The sequence below is a fragment of the Flavobacterium sp. genome (assembly GCF_013822155.1).
GTDB lineage: Bacteria > Bacteroidota > Bacteroidia > Flavobacteriales > Flavobacteriaceae > Flavobacterium.
Genome location: NZ_PNJW01000042.1, coordinates 13,219 through 27,630, shown reverse-complemented (window position 1 = coordinate 27,630; position 14,412 = coordinate 13,219). Strand labels below are relative to the sequence as shown.

The window sequence follows — 14,412 nt, the reverse complement described above, 5'->3', positions numbered from 1 at the left end:
AAGAGAATAATGAATCGAATAGAATAGTTTTTGATAAAAATTTTACAAATTTCGAATTTGATAATTTCTCACTTACAAATGATATTCAGAAAGTTAACTTTTTAGGTACAATTACGAATAAAGTAGATAAAGATTTAGAGCTAAACTTTACACAAGTTGACATAGGTAAAATTATTCCTGAAATCGAAAATTTTGTGATGGCAGGAAATATGAATGGTAAAATTAAATTCAAACAAAAAAACAATTTAATTGAACCATTGGCAGCCATTAGTATTGATGAATTGCGTGTAAACAATATTCCTTTAGGAAATTTAGCTTTGAATGTGACCGGTAATAATGAAATGAATTCATTTAAAGTTAATTCTACATTAGAAAATGAAAATATGGAAAGCTTTAAATTGGATGGTAATTTGTCCTATTTAAATGGTGAGAATGTAATGGATATGGATTTAAAGTTAAACAAATTTAATATCGGAGCATTCAGTACAATTGGGGGTGAAGTTATATCAAACATCAGAGGTTTAGTATCAGGAAATGCAAATTTTCAAGGAAGTTTGTCAAATCCGGAAATGAACGGTCGTTTGTTTTTGAGTAAAGCCGGTTTAACTGTTCCATATTTAAATGTTGATTATGAATTAGAAGAAAATGCCATTGTTGATTTGACAGAAAGACAATTTTTATTGAGAAATATCAATCTTACGGATTCAAAATATAAAACTAAAGGAGTTTTGTTTGGAAATGTCAGACATTCCAAATTAAAAGATTGGAAATTAGATATCAATGTTAATACCGATTATATGGTTGTACTTGATACGGAGGAAAGTGAAGATGCTTACTATTATGGAAAAGCATTCATTTCCGGAAGAGCAAGTATAACCGGACCTACAACAGCTCTCTTAATTGATGTTAATGCAAAATCTGAAAAAGGAACGTTCATTAAATTACCAATTTCAGACGAGCAAGGTGTAGGTGAAAAGAATTTTATTCATTTCATCACAAAAGAAGAAAAATTTAATTTAAGCAGTAATTTAAATAGACCCATTCGTGATTACACAGGATTAGAGCTGCAATTTGATTTAGATATAAATGAAAATGCAGAAATTGAAGTTATATTAGATAAAGAGACCGGTCACAACATGAAAGGGAGAGGTGTAGGAAATTTACTTTTGCAAATTAATACGCTCGGAAAATTCAATATGTATGGAGATTTTATGGTTTATCAAGGGGAATATAATTTCAAATACAGAGGATTGGTCAGTAAAAAATTTAAAGTTAAAAAGAATGGAAATATTGTTTGGGAAGGTGATCCACTAAGAGCTCGTTTGAATCTAGAGGCAGTTTATGAAACAAGAGCTAATCCGGCTGTTTTGATGAATAATTCTTCTGTAAATCAAAAAGTACCTGTGGAGGTTGCAATTCTTATTAATGGAACCATAAGTAATCCTGACCCTGATTTTAATATTAACTTGCCTACTGTAAGTTCAACCTTAAAATCTGAAATTCAAACCGTTTTAGACGATAAAGATACACGCCAAACACAAGCTTTATATTTATTGGCTACCGATAGTTTTTTGAGTGATGAGGGAGCAAATGTAGGTCAAAATGCCTTATACAATAACATGTTTCAAACTATGAGTGGTGTTTTTGATGATTTATTTTTTGATGCAGATAGTAAAATTTCTATAGGAGTTGGATACGTAGCACCGGAAAAAAATCCAAATGGGGATACAAACGGAAACGTAAGTGTTTCTACTTCATTTAACATAAATGAACGAATTTCGGTAAATGGTGTGATTGGTGTTCCGGTAGGTGATGTAAATCAAGCTGCTGTGATTGGCGACCTTGAAGTGCTTTACCGTGTCAATGATGATGGTTCTCTTAATTTTAAAGTTTTTAATAGGGAAAATGATATAAATTATATAGGTGAGGGTGTCGGTTATACACAAGGAATCGGGATAACCTACCAAGTAGATTTTGATACCTTTGATGAATTGTATAATAAAGTTTTCAGAAGTGCAAAATATAAGTTGGAGCAAGAAAATAAACCTAAAGATGAAGTTCCGGATTCAAATTATACTCCTGAATTTATAAATTTCACTGAACCGAAGAAAAATTCCCCTGAAAAGCCAAAAACCGAAAAGGAGAAAACAGAGCCACCTATTGAGAATGTTCCGGAAGAGTAAGCTAAATTTATAATCCGAATTTTATCTTTTTTTATGATAAATTAGAAACTTATCAACGAAAACGATTGATTTTGGAAGAAATTATCAAATACTCAAAAACACACGCTTTAAAGTCGCATTTCTTTGTTAATTTTACATTATAAACATAATAAAATGATTAAAACAATAAAAAAAATAGGTGTACTTACGTCTGGGGGTGATTCTCCCGGAATGAATGCAGCAATACGTTCAGTTGTTAGGACTTGTGCTTATTACAAGGTAGAATGTCTCGGAATTTACAGAGGTTATCAAGGAATGATTGAAGGCGATTTTAAAGACATGGGACCACGTTCAGTTCACAATATTGTAAACAAAGGTGGTACTATTTTAAAATCAGCCCGATCAAAAGAATTTATGACTGCTGAAGGCCGGAAATTAGCCTACGAAAATCTAGTTAAAGAAAATGTTGATGCATTAGTTGTTATAGGTGGAGATGGTAGTTTTACTGGAGCTTTAGTTTTTAATAAAGAATATGGAATACCGGTTATGGGAATTCCGGGAACGATTGACAATGATATCTTTGGAACAAGTCACACATTAGGTTTTGATACAGCCCTTAATACAGTTGTCGAAGCGATTGATAAAATAAGAGATACAGCTAGTTCGCATAATCGCTTATTTTTAGTAGAGGTAATGGGAAGAGATGCCGGACATATCGCTTTAAATGCAGGAATTGGTGCCGGTGCAGAAGAAATTCTAATTCCGGAAGAAAATATGGGACTAGAACGTTTATTGGAATCGTTACGAAGAAGTAAGCTTTCCGGTAAATCATCAAGTATAGTCGTAATTGCTGAAGGTGATAAAATTGGTAAAAGCGTTTTTGAACTAAAAGATTACATTGATCAAAACCTGCAGGAATATGATGTGCGGGTTTCTGTTTTAGGTCACATGCAACGAGGCGGAGCACCATCTTGTTTTGATAGAGTTTTAGCTTCTCGTTTAGGAGTAAAAGCTGTTGAGTCTTTATTACAAAATAAAACCGGATATATGGTTGGTTTGCATAATGATAAAATTGAATTGACTCCATTAGAGCAAGCCATCAAAGGACATTCCGGAATAGATAGAGAGCTTTTAAGAGTTTCTGATATTATGTCAGTCTAAAAAATAAATTTATAATAATAGTAATTAAACAAAATTAAAATGTCAAAAGTTAAAATTGGAATCAATGGATTCGGTAGAATTGGTAGAATTGTATTTAGAGAATCATACAATAGAGATAATGTTGAAGTAGTAGCAATTAATGATTTACTTGAAGTAGATCATTTGGCATATTTATTAAAATATGATTCAGTTCATGGTCGTTTCAACGGAAAAGTTGAAGTGAAAGACGGTCAATTATATGTAAACGACAAGTTTATCAGAGTAACAGCAGAAAGAGACCCAAAATTAATTAAATGGGATGATGAAAAAGTAGATGTGGATGTTGTTGCAGAATGTACAGGAATTTTTACAACATTAGCAACAGCTCAGGCTCACATTGATGGTGGTGCTAAAAAAGTGGTAATTTCTGCTCCTTCAGCAGACGCTCCAATGTTTGTAATGGGCGTAAATCATTTACAAGCTAAAGCATCAGATACTATTGTTTCAAACGCATCTTGTACTACAAATTGCTTAGCTCCATTAGCTAAAGTAATTCATGATAATTTCGGAATTGTTGAAGGTTTAATGACTACTATTCATGCTACAACGGCAACTCAATTAACAGTTGACGGACCTTCTAAAAAAGATTTCCGTGGTGGTAGATCGGCTTTATTAAATATGATTCCTTCTTCTACAGGTGCTGCCAAAGCAGTTGGAAAAGTAATTCCTGATTTGAATGGAAAATTAACCGGAATGTCAATGCGTGTGCCAACAGCCGATGTTTCAGCAGTAGATTTAACGGTTAAATTAGCCAAAGAAACTACTTATGACGAAATAATGGCAGTTTTGAAAAAAGCTTCTGAAAATGAACTTAAAGGAATTTTAGGATATACTGAAGATGATGTTGTTTCGCAAGATTTTGTTTCAGATTCCAGAACTTCAATTGTTGACGCTAAAGCAGGTATTGGTTTAAATTCAACTTTCTTTAAAATCATGTCTTGGTATGATAATGAATATGGATATTCCAGCAAAATGATTGATTTATCTGTACATATCGCAAAACTATAATTTTAAGAAAAAGTCCCATTATATTTAATATATTGGGACTTTTTTTATAATCAAACAAACTCAACCTAATGAAATTATTAGTAGACGGTGGTTCAACTAAAGCAGATTGGATTGCTATTGACGAAAACGGAAAAGTGCTTTTTACTACTCAAACTTTAGGCTTAAACCCGGAAGTGTTAGATAAAGAAGAAGTTATTGCCCGCTTAGAAGATAAATTTGATATTTCTCATAATAGAACCAAAGCTAAAAATCTATATTTTTATGGAGCCGGATGCGGAACAGATAGAATGAAAAATTACCTCGCAGAAGTTTTTCAAGAATACTTTCCAAATGCTACCGTTGCAGTTTATGAAGATACTTATGCGGCTGTTTATGCAACGACTCCTAAAGACGAAGAAGCCATTGTTTGTATTTTAGGAACTGGTTCAAATTGCAGTTACTTTGATGGTAAAATTTTACATCAAAAAGTACAGTCATTAGGGTATATTGCCATGGACGACGGTTCAGGAAATCGTTTTGGAAGACATTTAATTAGAGGTTATTATTTTAATAAAATGCCAAAAGAGTTAGCAGTTGAATTTGAAGAAGAATACAATGTAGAACCGGACTATATTAAAGCTAATTTATATAAAGAAGCTAATCCGAATGCCTATTTAGCAACTTTTGCCAAATTTATAATTAAGCATAAAGAAAAAGAGTTTTGCAAAAAAATTATTTATAAAGAGTTAACTAAATTTGTCAAAAACTATATTATGCAATATGAAAATTGCAAAACTGTTCCGGTTCATTTTGTAGGCTCCATTGCTTTTTATCTTAAAGATGAATTGACTGAAATCTTATCAAAATATGATATAAAAATCGGAAACGTTTTAAGACGGCCAATTGATGGTTTAATTGCTTATCACGTTTTAAACAAATAATATAATATAAACCTGAAAATAAAAATTCAGGTTTTTTTTTGACTTTTACAAAAAAATTATTGAAAACTTAGTAGTTAAAATAAATGGAAATAGCAATTATAGCTCATGACGGTAAAAAAGCAGACATGGTTCAGTTTTTGAATAAAAACAGAGCCATTTTGATGCAGGAAAATATAAAACTAATAGCCACGGGAACAACAGGAAGTAAAGCTGAGAATGCTGGTTTTAAAGTAAAAAAAATGCTTTCCGGTCCACAAGGTGGTGATGCTCAAATTGCCGGTAGAGTAGCAGAAGGTAAAACAAAAATGGTTCTTTTTTTTAAAGATCCGTTGTCCAGTCATCCGCATGAGGCTGATGTGAGCATGCTCATTCGAGTTTGCGATGTGCATAATGTTCCATTAGCAACAAATGAAGCAACTGCCCAGTTGTTACTATTAGGAATTACCGCGGTTTAATTTTCTTTGATGGCAATCATTGAAATCTCAATATTTACAAATTTTGGTAATGCTGCCACTTGCACAGTTTCTCTTGCGGGAGCTGTTTTTTCATTAAAATACGTTGCATAAACCGAGTTGATTTTTGCAAAATCTCCCATATTCATGATGAAAATTGTAGTTTTTACTACGTTTTCAAAAGTCATATCCGTAGCTTCTAAAACAGCTTTCAAGTTTTGCATAACTTGATTGGTTTCCGTTTCAATATCATCTAAAATTAATTCTCCCGTTTTTGGGTTTAGAGCAATTTGTCCTGAAGTATATAATGTATTTCCAATTAAGACAGCTTGATTATAGGGTCCAATAGGAGCCGGTGCTTTGTCTGTAAAAATAATTTTTTTCATAACTTTTTATTGATAATTAAATTCTATGGAAGAAAATTAACGTAATGTTTTATCTGGAATTGAGCGTTTGTCATATTTTAAATCACTTAACACAGAGGATTTAATTCCGATGTAAAAACCCCAATAGGCATTTGCTCCATAGGGAGACCAATTGAAGTCCATTCGCCAGCTCAACAAATCTCTTTCAAATCTAAACTGAGTAAAAGTCACGCCTTTTTGAACAAAATCATATCCCGACGATACGCCAACTTTCCATCGGGGTGAAATATCAATATTTCCTGAAAACATGACAGAGTTACCGGAGATTGTACTTTCCCTATTTGTGTTGCTGTAAGTCAACGAATAAGCTAACGTAAAATCCCATGGAGCTTTAGAATTATAGAATTCTGAGAATTCTTCTTCTTCCTCATCAGAATCATCAAATTGACTTTCTCTTCGGTCACTTAAGTCTGTATTGGTTCCAAATAAATCATCATCACGGCCACCGTTTTTTGCACCTTGTACATTCTTCTTTTTAGTATCTTTTTTTCCTTGACTTGAAAAGGAATAATTGGCAGTCATATTGGCACTGGTCATTCTAAATAGACTTCCGCCATTATCTATATTAAATTTATCAATTCTTCTTCCGGCAGCATTAATGGCATAAGGATCTAAAGTTGCTGCAAAATTCACGTTCATTTTATTATTGAATAATAATGTTCCTCCGCTCATTCTAACAGGAGCCCATTGTAAGGAATCAGAAGCTAAATTATAACTGGTTGAAAAGTTCAATTGATTTAGCAACATTACCTTTTTGGGTTCCGTTTTGGTACTGTCTTTTTCAGTCACTTTTGCTTCAAATGTATTACCTAATGAAAGTCCTGCAAAATTGGAATATGTATTGGACGGTTCACCAAAAATTCCACCTTCAAACCGGGTGTAATCATCCATTTTTCCGCTGGCATCAATGGCATAGGTATCAAAATACTTTTCAAAACTTGGAGTGTAACTATACGAAACGGAAGGTCGCATCACATGTCTGATAGCTTGAATCTTTTTTGCTTCACCAAAATTAAATGTTCCGTAAATTGTTGTTCCTAAATTTGATCCAAAAGAGTAAGTTCTATAGGAATCAAAACCACTAACTTCATTAGTAACCACTTTATTTAATTCCTCATCAAAGGCTTTATTAATCGTTTTTAAAGTCCAAACTTCATTATAATTTGCATTAGCAGAAACACTAAAATGTTTAAAAATTTTAAAGTTTGTGCTCAACGGGATGGAGTGTTGCATTCCGGTTTTTGCTTCTTTAAACATTTCCGGTTTAAAAAACAATGAATCATAGGTATTGATTCGGTATTCACCTCTTAAATTGTATTGAAAATTGATGTTTTTAATTAATCCTTTTTTTGCTCCTTCTTTTGAAGCAAATGGAAAAATACGGTCAACACTGGCTTGTAAAGTAGGTAATGTCATATTAATTTCTTCTGTACCTGTATTTTGGTTATGGGTAGCAGATAGGGACATATTTACTTGCGGAACCGTATTGAAAGTCTTAGAATAGGAAACAGATGAACTCAAATTGTTTACCAAATTTGAACCAACATTTATCTGATTTAGTGATTGTTGAAAATACTTGCTACTTCCTAAATTGACAGATGCTGAAAACCGTGAGTTTGGATTTGATTTTGCGTCTTGCGTATGAGACCATTGAATATTGTAATTTTTTGATTTTGAATAATCAGGAAAACCACGTTCACTTTGTATAATGTTTTCAAATCGAAGATTAAAACTTCCATTGAACCTATATTTTAAAGCATAACTACTTTGAAATCGCAATCCCCAACTACCATTAGTATAATAATCTCCTAAAATAGCTAAATCATAATAGTCACTCAAAGCTAAATAATAGCCTCCATTTTGTAACGAATAACCTTGACTACGGGTATCTTGAAAAGTAGGAATTATTAACCCGGAACTGCTTTCTTCCGTCATTGGGAAAAAAGCGAAAGGAATTGCTATAGGTGTGGGCACATTAGCAATAACCATATTGGTAAAACCGGTAACTACTTTTTTTCGTGGAACTAACTTAATTTTATTTGTATAAAAATAATACTCAGGGTTGTCAATATCTTTTGAGGTAGTAAATCGGGCACCTTTTAAAAAATAGACTGAGTCATTTTCTTTTTTTGAAATTTCTGCCTTAACTCTAAATTCTCCTTGTTCTGTTCTGGAATTCCAAATAAGAGCTTTTTGAGTTTTAAAATTAAATCGAATGGAATCCGGTTCTACCACATTTGAACCTTGTTTAAAAACAGGAATTTGCGTATAAACTCCACTTGAATCTTTAATTCTACCGGCATAAACTTCATTTTTTTCATAGTTCATGATTATAATTCCGGCTTTCAGTTCAATATCCTGATAATAAAGTTCAGCTTTGTCGTATAAAGTGATTAATTTCTGTTTTTGATCAATTTTGGTGTATTTATCAGCTTTATATTTAATTTTATCTTCTAAAAGTGGTTTTTTCTTGTTAGGCTGTAAAGAATCGTTAATAACGGTATCTTTAATCTGAAAAAAATCTTCATTGTTGATAATCAGGCTATCAACTGGTTTTTGGGCTTCAACCTTTAAGGTTTTATTTTGCAATTCCTGTGCACTAACTTTTGGAAATCCAATTGTTAGGAAAAATGCTGATAAAACGATATGAAATAAGTTTGTCCGCAAATGTTTTAATGCTATTTTTGTAAAATTATGGCTTGATTTTTGGAGTGCCAAACTTACATATAATTTTCGGTCAAAAATAAGTAAATAATAAAATTTAAAACCTAGAGTTTTAATTAAATTAACTTTTACAATGATGTACTTTTTAAATAAATTCAAATTTATCTTTTTTGCTGTTCTATTACTATCAACAGTAAATTTATTTTCCCAGACAAATACAAAATTTAAAGTTGTGTTGGACCCTGGTCATGGCGGAAAAGATTTTGGTGCTAACTATTATGGTTTCATAGAAAAAAATATTGCTTTAAAAGTAGCCTTGAAAGTTGGCAGAAATTTAGAAAAGTACAATGATATTCAGGTAATTTATACTCGAAATACCGATGTTTTTATTGAATTGATGGAACGTGCGAGAATAGCTAACAGAGCGAATGCAAATATTTTCTTGTCAATTCACTGTAATGCTTCACCAAAAGGCGATGCTTTTGGAACAGAAACATTTGTGATGGGTTTAACCAAAAATGCTTCCAACTTAGAAGTAGCTAAAAAGGAGAATGCTGTTATTACACTTGAGAGTGATTATAAATTAAAATATGCAGGATATAATCCTAATTCACCGGAAAGTGTTATTGGAATTACGCTTTTGCAGGAAGAATATTTAGACCAAAGCATAACACTTTCCACTAAAATTCAAAATGAATTTACTAATAAATTAGACAGAAAAAACAGAGGTGTAAAACAAGGCCCGTTTTTAGTATTGAATCAAACCTCTATGCCTAGTATATTAACCGAATTAGGTTTTTTATCTTATAAGCCTGAAGGAGAATATCTAAATTCTGATAAAGGTCAGGAAGAATTAGCCAAAGGTATTTCAGATGCTATTTTGAATTATAAAAAAGAATATTTTGGAGGCACCAATGTTATTATTGATGAAAAACCAAGTAAAGTGACAGATGAAAAAGTAGAGAAAGATACTCCAGTTGTTCAAAATAAAAGCAATACCAAAGAAGTTGAAAAACCAAAGGAAGTTATTACTAATGAGCCTATCCCGGACAGTAAAGGAATTACTTTTAAAATACAAATATCAGCCAGTGGAAAAAAACTAGATTTAGTTCCACAGAATTTTAATGGATTATCTCCAGTTTCAGTTGTCGACGAAAAGGGTTTGTATAAATATTATTTTTCTCAAACCTCTAACTATGACGAAGCTAAGAAATATCTATCGGAAGCAAAAAACAAAGGATATGAATCTTCTTTTATTGTTGCCTTTAAAAATGGGAATAAAATTAGCATTCAAGAAGCATTAAAAGCCAATTAAATTTTTTTATCTTAAATTTGCTAAAAACTAGAACAATTTTGAAATTAACGAAAGAAATAAAAACAGCAATATTAGTAATTTCCTCCATTTTGTTATTCATTTGGGGTTATAGCTATTTAAAAGGAACCGATATCTTAACAGATTATAATACTTTTTATATAGAATACAATGAAGTAGAAGGTTTGGTAAATTCATCCCCGGTTACTATTAATGGTCTTATTATTGGAAAAGTGAAAAATATTAGTTTCATCAATATGAATTCATGGAAACCAATGGTTGAAATTCAAATTAATAAAGAATATTCGATTCCTAAATCCAGCATTGCATTAATTTATGAACCCGGACTAATAGGAGGTAAGATGATTCAAATTGTTCCAGGAATTGAAAATCCATCTGTATTAGCCGAATCGGGTGATTATTTGAAAGGAGATATCAAAAGTGGTTTAACCGCACTTGTTTCAGAAAAATTACAACCACTACAAGAGAAAATTGAAAAAGTAATGGTGTCAACAGATATCTTGTTAAACAATTTGAATGAAACTTTAGATGCGAACACAAAGCAAAATATCAAAAACAGCATTTCAAAATTTAGTGAAACCATGGCTGAATTTAGTGATATTTCGAAATCAGTGAATACTATGTTGACGGATAATAAATCTAAAATTAATAATTCACTGGCAAATTTTGAAAAAACATCCGGAAACTTTGCTAAAATTTCTGATTCTCTTGCTCAAGTTAATATTAAGCAAACCGTTCAAAATTTAGAAAAAACATTAGCCAATATTGATAAAATCATGGCCGATTTAGAGAATGGAAATGGCACTATGGGTAAATTATTGAAAGATGACAAAATGTATACAAATTTCACAAAAGCTTCCAAAGAATTGGAACTTCTGTTAGAAGATTTACGATTGAATCCAACTCGATATGTCAATGTTTCCTTATTTGGTAAGAAAAACAAACCCTATGTTGCTCCAACTGAAATAGATTCTACTAAAATTAAAAATTAGCAGTAAATGAGCTATTTAGATAATATTTTATTTTTGATAATCTTAGGCTTAGGCTTTGGTTATTTTGCCCTTAATGTTAAAAAAATTGCTCGAAATATTAAACTCGGACAAAAAGTTAACAGAACAGACAATTCATCTGAACGCTGGAAAAATATGACCATGATTGCATTAGGACAGTCTAAAATGGTGAAACGTCCAATTGCAGGATTTTTGCATATTATAGTTTATGTTGGTTTCATAATTATCAACTTAGAACTATTGGAAATTGTTATTGATGGCTTGTTCGGAACACATCGTGTGTTTTCATTCATGGGTGGATTTTATGATGTTTTAATTGCTTCATTTGAAATACTTGCTGTATTAGTTTTAGTTTCAGTTATTGCTTTTTGGTCAAGAAGAAATGTAATAAAATTAAAACGTTTTGTTAGCTCGGATTTGAAAAATTGGCCTAAAAGTGATGCAAACTATATTTTATATTTTGAGATAGTTTTAATGTCTTTATTTCTAATTATGAATTCAGCGGATTTATGGCTGCAGGAAATGAATGTTCATCATTACAACCAAGCAGGGAGTTTTCCTATCAGTCAATTTATCTCGCCACTGTTTAATGGTTTGTCAGAAGGAGTTGTAGTCGTAATTGAAAGAACTGCTTGGTGGTTACATATTTGTGGAATTTTGGTTTTCTTAAATTATTTATATTTTTCGAAACATTTACATATTCTATTGGCATTTCCAAATACTTATTTTGCAGATTTAAATGCAAAAGGAAAGTTTGATAATTTGGAAAGTGTTACAAACGAAGTTAAATTAATGATGGATCCTTCAGTTGATCCATTTGCTGCACCGGCAAATCCTGAGACTGTTCCTGCAAAGTTTGGAGCTAGTGATGTGCTGGATTTAAATTGGGTTCAGTTATTAAATGCCTATACATGTACCGAATGTGGACGATGTGCTTCTTCTTGTCCGGCTAATCTAACCGGTAAAAAACTATCTCCTCGTAAAATTATGATGGATACGCGAGACCGTTTGGAAGAAGTAGGAAAAAATATTGATTTGAACAAGGGTGTTTTTGTGCCGGATAATAAATCGTTATTAAATGATTACATCACTACAGAGGAACTTTGGTCATGTACTTCATGTAACGCATGTGTAGAGGAATGCCCCGTTAATATAAGCCCGTTATCTATCATCATGGATATGAGACGATATTTGGTCATGGAACAAAGTGCTGCTCCGATGCCAATAAACGCCATGATGGCAAATATTGAAAATAATGGTGCTCCATGGCAATATAACCAAATGGATCGCTTGAATTGGAAAGAGGAGAACTAAACTAAATTATAAAAAACAAATTCCCATAATAGTGAGGCTTGGGAACGTGTTTAATGAATGTGAATTAATTAAAAACTAAAAAATGAAAACGGAAGACATCAACAAAAAGCTTCAAGCAATTACTGAAAATGGACAACATTTAAGTCCGATTTTACCGGAAGGAATTAAAAATTATTTAATAGATATTGACGGAACCATATGTGATGATATTCCCAACGAAGAGCCGGAACGTATGTTAACAGCCGAGGTTTATCCGGATGCTTTGGTAACATTAAATAAATGGTATGATGAAGGTCATATTATATTCTTTTTTACTTCCAGAACTGAAGCTCACAGAGAATATACTGAGATTTGGCTTAAAAAACATGGATTCAAATACCACGGAATTTTATTTGGTAAACCACGTGGTGGAAATTACCATTGGATTGATAACCATTTAGTAAAAGCAACTCGTTACAGAGGAAAATTTACAGACTTAGTTGAAAAAGAAGTTACCATTCAAGTATTTGACGACGAACATCACGAATAGTACTGACAATGAAAGTGTTGTCATAAACAAAATAACATGGCAGAAAATTTAGTAGTGCCAACGATGGCAGAAATGATTGCTCAAGGCAAACAACCTGAAGTTTTATTTTGGGTAGGATGTGCCGGAAGTTTTGATGACCGAGCTAAAAAAATCACAAAAGCATTTGTTCGAATTTTAAATCGGGCGAATGTTTCTTTTGCAGTTTTAGGAACCGAAGAAAGTTGTACCGGTGATCCGGCAAAAAGAGCCGGAAATGAATTTTTGTTTCAGATGCAAGCTATGATGAATATTCAAGTCATGAATGCTTATGAAGTTAAGAAAATTGTTACCGCTTGTCCGCATTGCTTCAATACAATAAAAAATGAATATCCTGAATTAGGTGGACAATATGAAGTAATGCACCATACTCAATTTCTAAAATCGCTTTTAGATGATGGTCGCTTAACAATTGAAGGTGGTCAATTTAAAGGAAAACGAATTACTTTTCATGACCCTTGTTATTTAGGAAGAGCTAATAATGTATATGAAGCACCTAGAGAATTAATTCAAAAATTAGAAGTTGAATTAGTAGAAATGAAACGTTCCAAAGCCAATGGATTGTGTTGTGGAGCCGGAGGTGCTCAAATGTTTAAAGATGCTGAACCCGGTAAAAAAGAAATCAACATCGAGAGAACGGAAGATGCTTTAGAAACGAAACCCGATATTATTGCTGCCGGATGTCCATTTTGCAATACCATGATGACAGATGGTATTAAAAACAAAGAAAAAGAAAGTTCCGTAAAAGTTATGGATGTTGCCGAGTTAATAGCAAATGCACAAGATTTATAATATTCGATAATAGGTAAATGGTAATTGGTAAAAGGAAATAGTTCTAAAACCCATTACCAATCACCCAAAACCCTAAAAAAAATGTATATTCCTTTTGATAGTCTTCCCGAAGAATCCAGAATTTGGATTTATCAATCCAACAGAAAATTTTCGGATGATGAAATAATTGAAATTGAGAAAGATTTGCAATCATTTATTGATGAGTGGCAGTCTCATGGAACTCCGTTAGAAGCCTCTTTTATAACAAAATATAATCGATTTCTAATTTTGGCCGTTAATCAGGAAGTTCAACAAGCAACAGGATGTTCAATTGATAAATCGGTTGAGTTTATTCAAAAATTAGAACAAAAATACAAAGTAGATTTATTAGACAAAATGAATGTTACTTATAAACAAGGAGAATTTTTGACTCATAAATCATTGCTGGATTTTAAACGAATGGCTAAAGAAAAAGCTGTTTCTGAAAATACAATTGTATTTAATAATCTGGTTAACACAATTGAAGAATGGAAAGAAAACTGGGAAGTTCCTGCCTCAGATAGCTGGCATAGCCGATTTTTCTAAAAA

General features: G+C 32.1%; 13 protein-coding genes. 11 read left to right on the top strand and 2 right to left on the bottom strand.

Annotation, left to right across the window (positions count from 1 at the left end; genetic code table 11):
• The 5 genes from C0512_RS10785 to C0512_RS10765 all read left to right on the top strand — a co-directional run.
• Positions 1 to 2,183: translocation/assembly module TamB domain-containing protein (locus tag C0512_RS10785; protein WP_290861428.1), on the top strand; the 2,183-nt coding region annotated here is incomplete at its 5' end.
• Between the two features lie 153 nt (positions 2,184 to 2,336).
• Positions 2,337 to 3,323 carry a 6-phosphofructokinase gene (pfkA, locus tag C0512_RS10780; RefSeq protein WP_290861426.1) on the top strand — a complete coding sequence of 329 codons (987 nt, stop codon included), beginning with the start codon at positions 2,337 to 2,339 and terminating at the stop codon, positions 3,321 to 3,323.
• Positions 3,324 to 3,362: 39 nt separating this feature from the next.
• Positions 3,363 to 4,370 (top strand): type I glyceraldehyde-3-phosphate dehydrogenase, encoded by a 1,008-nt coding sequence (gene gap, locus C0512_RS10775; RefSeq protein ID WP_290861424.1) that lies wholly within the window; start codon positions 3,363 to 3,365, stop codon positions 4,368 to 4,370.
• Positions 4,371 to 4,438: 68 nt separating this feature from the next.
• Positions 4,439 to 5,290: a BadF/BadG/BcrA/BcrD ATPase family protein gene (locus C0512_RS10770; protein ID WP_290861422.1), complete on the top strand. Its 852-nt coding sequence runs from the start codon at positions 4,439 to 4,441 to the stop codon at positions 5,288 to 5,290.
• Positions 5,291 to 5,373: 83 nt separating this feature from the next.
• Positions 5,374 to 5,745 carry a methylglyoxal synthase gene (locus C0512_RS10765; RefSeq protein WP_290861420.1) on the top strand — a complete coding sequence of 124 codons (372 nt, stop codon included), beginning with the start codon at positions 5,374 to 5,376 and terminating at the stop codon, positions 5,743 to 5,745.
• Here C0512_RS10765 and C0512_RS10760 read toward each other — a convergent pair.
• On the bottom strand, positions 5,742 to 6,128 hold the full coding sequence (locus C0512_RS10760) for a RidA family protein (protein WP_290861418.1): 387 nt from the start codon (positions 6,126 to 6,128) through the stop codon (positions 5,742 to 5,744). The genes C0512_RS10765 and C0512_RS10760 overlap by 4 nt on opposite strands.
• Positions 6,129 to 6,164: 36 nt before the next feature.
• On the bottom strand, positions 6,165 to 8,885 hold the full coding sequence (locus tag C0512_RS10755) for a putative LPS assembly protein LptD (RefSeq protein ID WP_290861416.1): 2,721 nt from the start codon (positions 8,883 to 8,885) through the stop codon (positions 6,165 to 6,167).
• Between the two features lie 178 nt (positions 8,886 to 9,063).
• On the opposite strand from C0512_RS10755, the gene C0512_RS10750 reads away from it, so the two are divergent.
• The 6 genes from C0512_RS10750 to C0512_RS10725 all read left to right on the top strand — a co-directional run bounded on the left by C0512_RS10750 (position 9,064) and on the right by C0512_RS10725 (position 14,409).
• A complete protein-coding gene (locus C0512_RS10750; RefSeq protein ID WP_367160901.1) occupies positions 9,064 to 10,146 on the top strand; it encodes an N-acetylmuramoyl-L-alanine amidase in 1,083 nt (360 codons plus the stop codon).
• A gap of 38 nt (positions 10,147 to 10,184) precedes the next feature.
• A complete protein-coding gene (locus C0512_RS10745) occupies positions 10,185 to 11,156 on the top strand; it encodes an MlaD family protein (RefSeq protein WP_290861414.1) in 972 nt (323 codons plus the stop codon).
• A gap of 6 nt (positions 11,157 to 11,162) precedes the next feature.
• Positions 11,163 to 12,488, top strand: a complete 1,326-nt coding sequence (locus C0512_RS10740) for a (Fe-S)-binding protein (RefSeq protein WP_290861412.1) — start codon at positions 11,163 to 11,165, stop codon at positions 12,486 to 12,488.
• 82 nt (positions 12,489 to 12,570) lie between these two features.
• Positions 12,571 to 13,017: a phosphoheptose isomerase gene (locus C0512_RS10735; protein ID WP_290861410.1), complete on the top strand. Its 447-nt coding sequence runs from the start codon at positions 12,571 to 12,573 to the stop codon at positions 13,015 to 13,017.
• A gap of 36 nt (positions 13,018 to 13,053) precedes the next feature.
• On the top strand, positions 13,054 to 13,845 hold the full coding sequence (locus C0512_RS10730) for a (Fe-S)-binding protein (RefSeq protein WP_290861408.1): 792 nt from the start codon (positions 13,054 to 13,056) through the stop codon (positions 13,843 to 13,845).
• Between the two features lie 81 nt (positions 13,846 to 13,926).
• Positions 13,927 to 14,409 (top strand): ABC transporter ATPase, encoded by a 483-nt coding sequence (locus tag C0512_RS10725; RefSeq protein WP_290861406.1) that lies wholly within the window; start codon positions 13,927 to 13,929, stop codon positions 14,407 to 14,409.
• The last annotated feature ends 3 nt before the right edge of the window (positions 14,410 to 14,412 follow it).

Coding starts and splice junctions, on each gene's coding strand:
- C0512_RS10725 (WP_290861406.1), top strand. CDS start 13,927: ATGTATATTCCTTTTGATAGTCTTCCCGAAGAATCCAGAATTTGGATT.
- pfkA (WP_290861426.1), top strand. CDS start 2,337: ATGATTAAAACAATAAAAAAAATAGGTGTACTTACGTCTGGGGGTGAT.
- C0512_RS10760 (WP_290861418.1), bottom strand. CDS start 6,128: ATGAAAAAAATTATTTTTACAGACAAAGCACCGGCTCCTATTGGACCC.
- C0512_RS10735 (WP_290861410.1), top strand. CDS start 12,571: ATGAAAACGGAAGACATCAACAAAAAGCTTCAAGCAATTACTGAAAAT.
- C0512_RS10740 (WP_290861412.1), top strand. CDS start 11,163: ATGAGCTATTTAGATAATATTTTATTTTTGATAATCTTAGGCTTAGGC.
- C0512_RS10730 (WP_290861408.1), top strand. CDS start 13,054: ATGGCAGAAAATTTAGTAGTGCCAACGATGGCAGAAATGATTGCTCAA.
- gap (WP_290861424.1), top strand. CDS start 3,363: ATGTCAAAAGTTAAAATTGGAATCAATGGATTCGGTAGAATTGGTAGA.
- C0512_RS10765 (WP_290861420.1), top strand. CDS start 5,374: ATGGAAATAGCAATTATAGCTCATGACGGTAAAAAAGCAGACATGGTT.
- C0512_RS10770 (WP_290861422.1), top strand. CDS start 4,439: ATGAAATTATTAGTAGACGGTGGTTCAACTAAAGCAGATTGGATTGCT.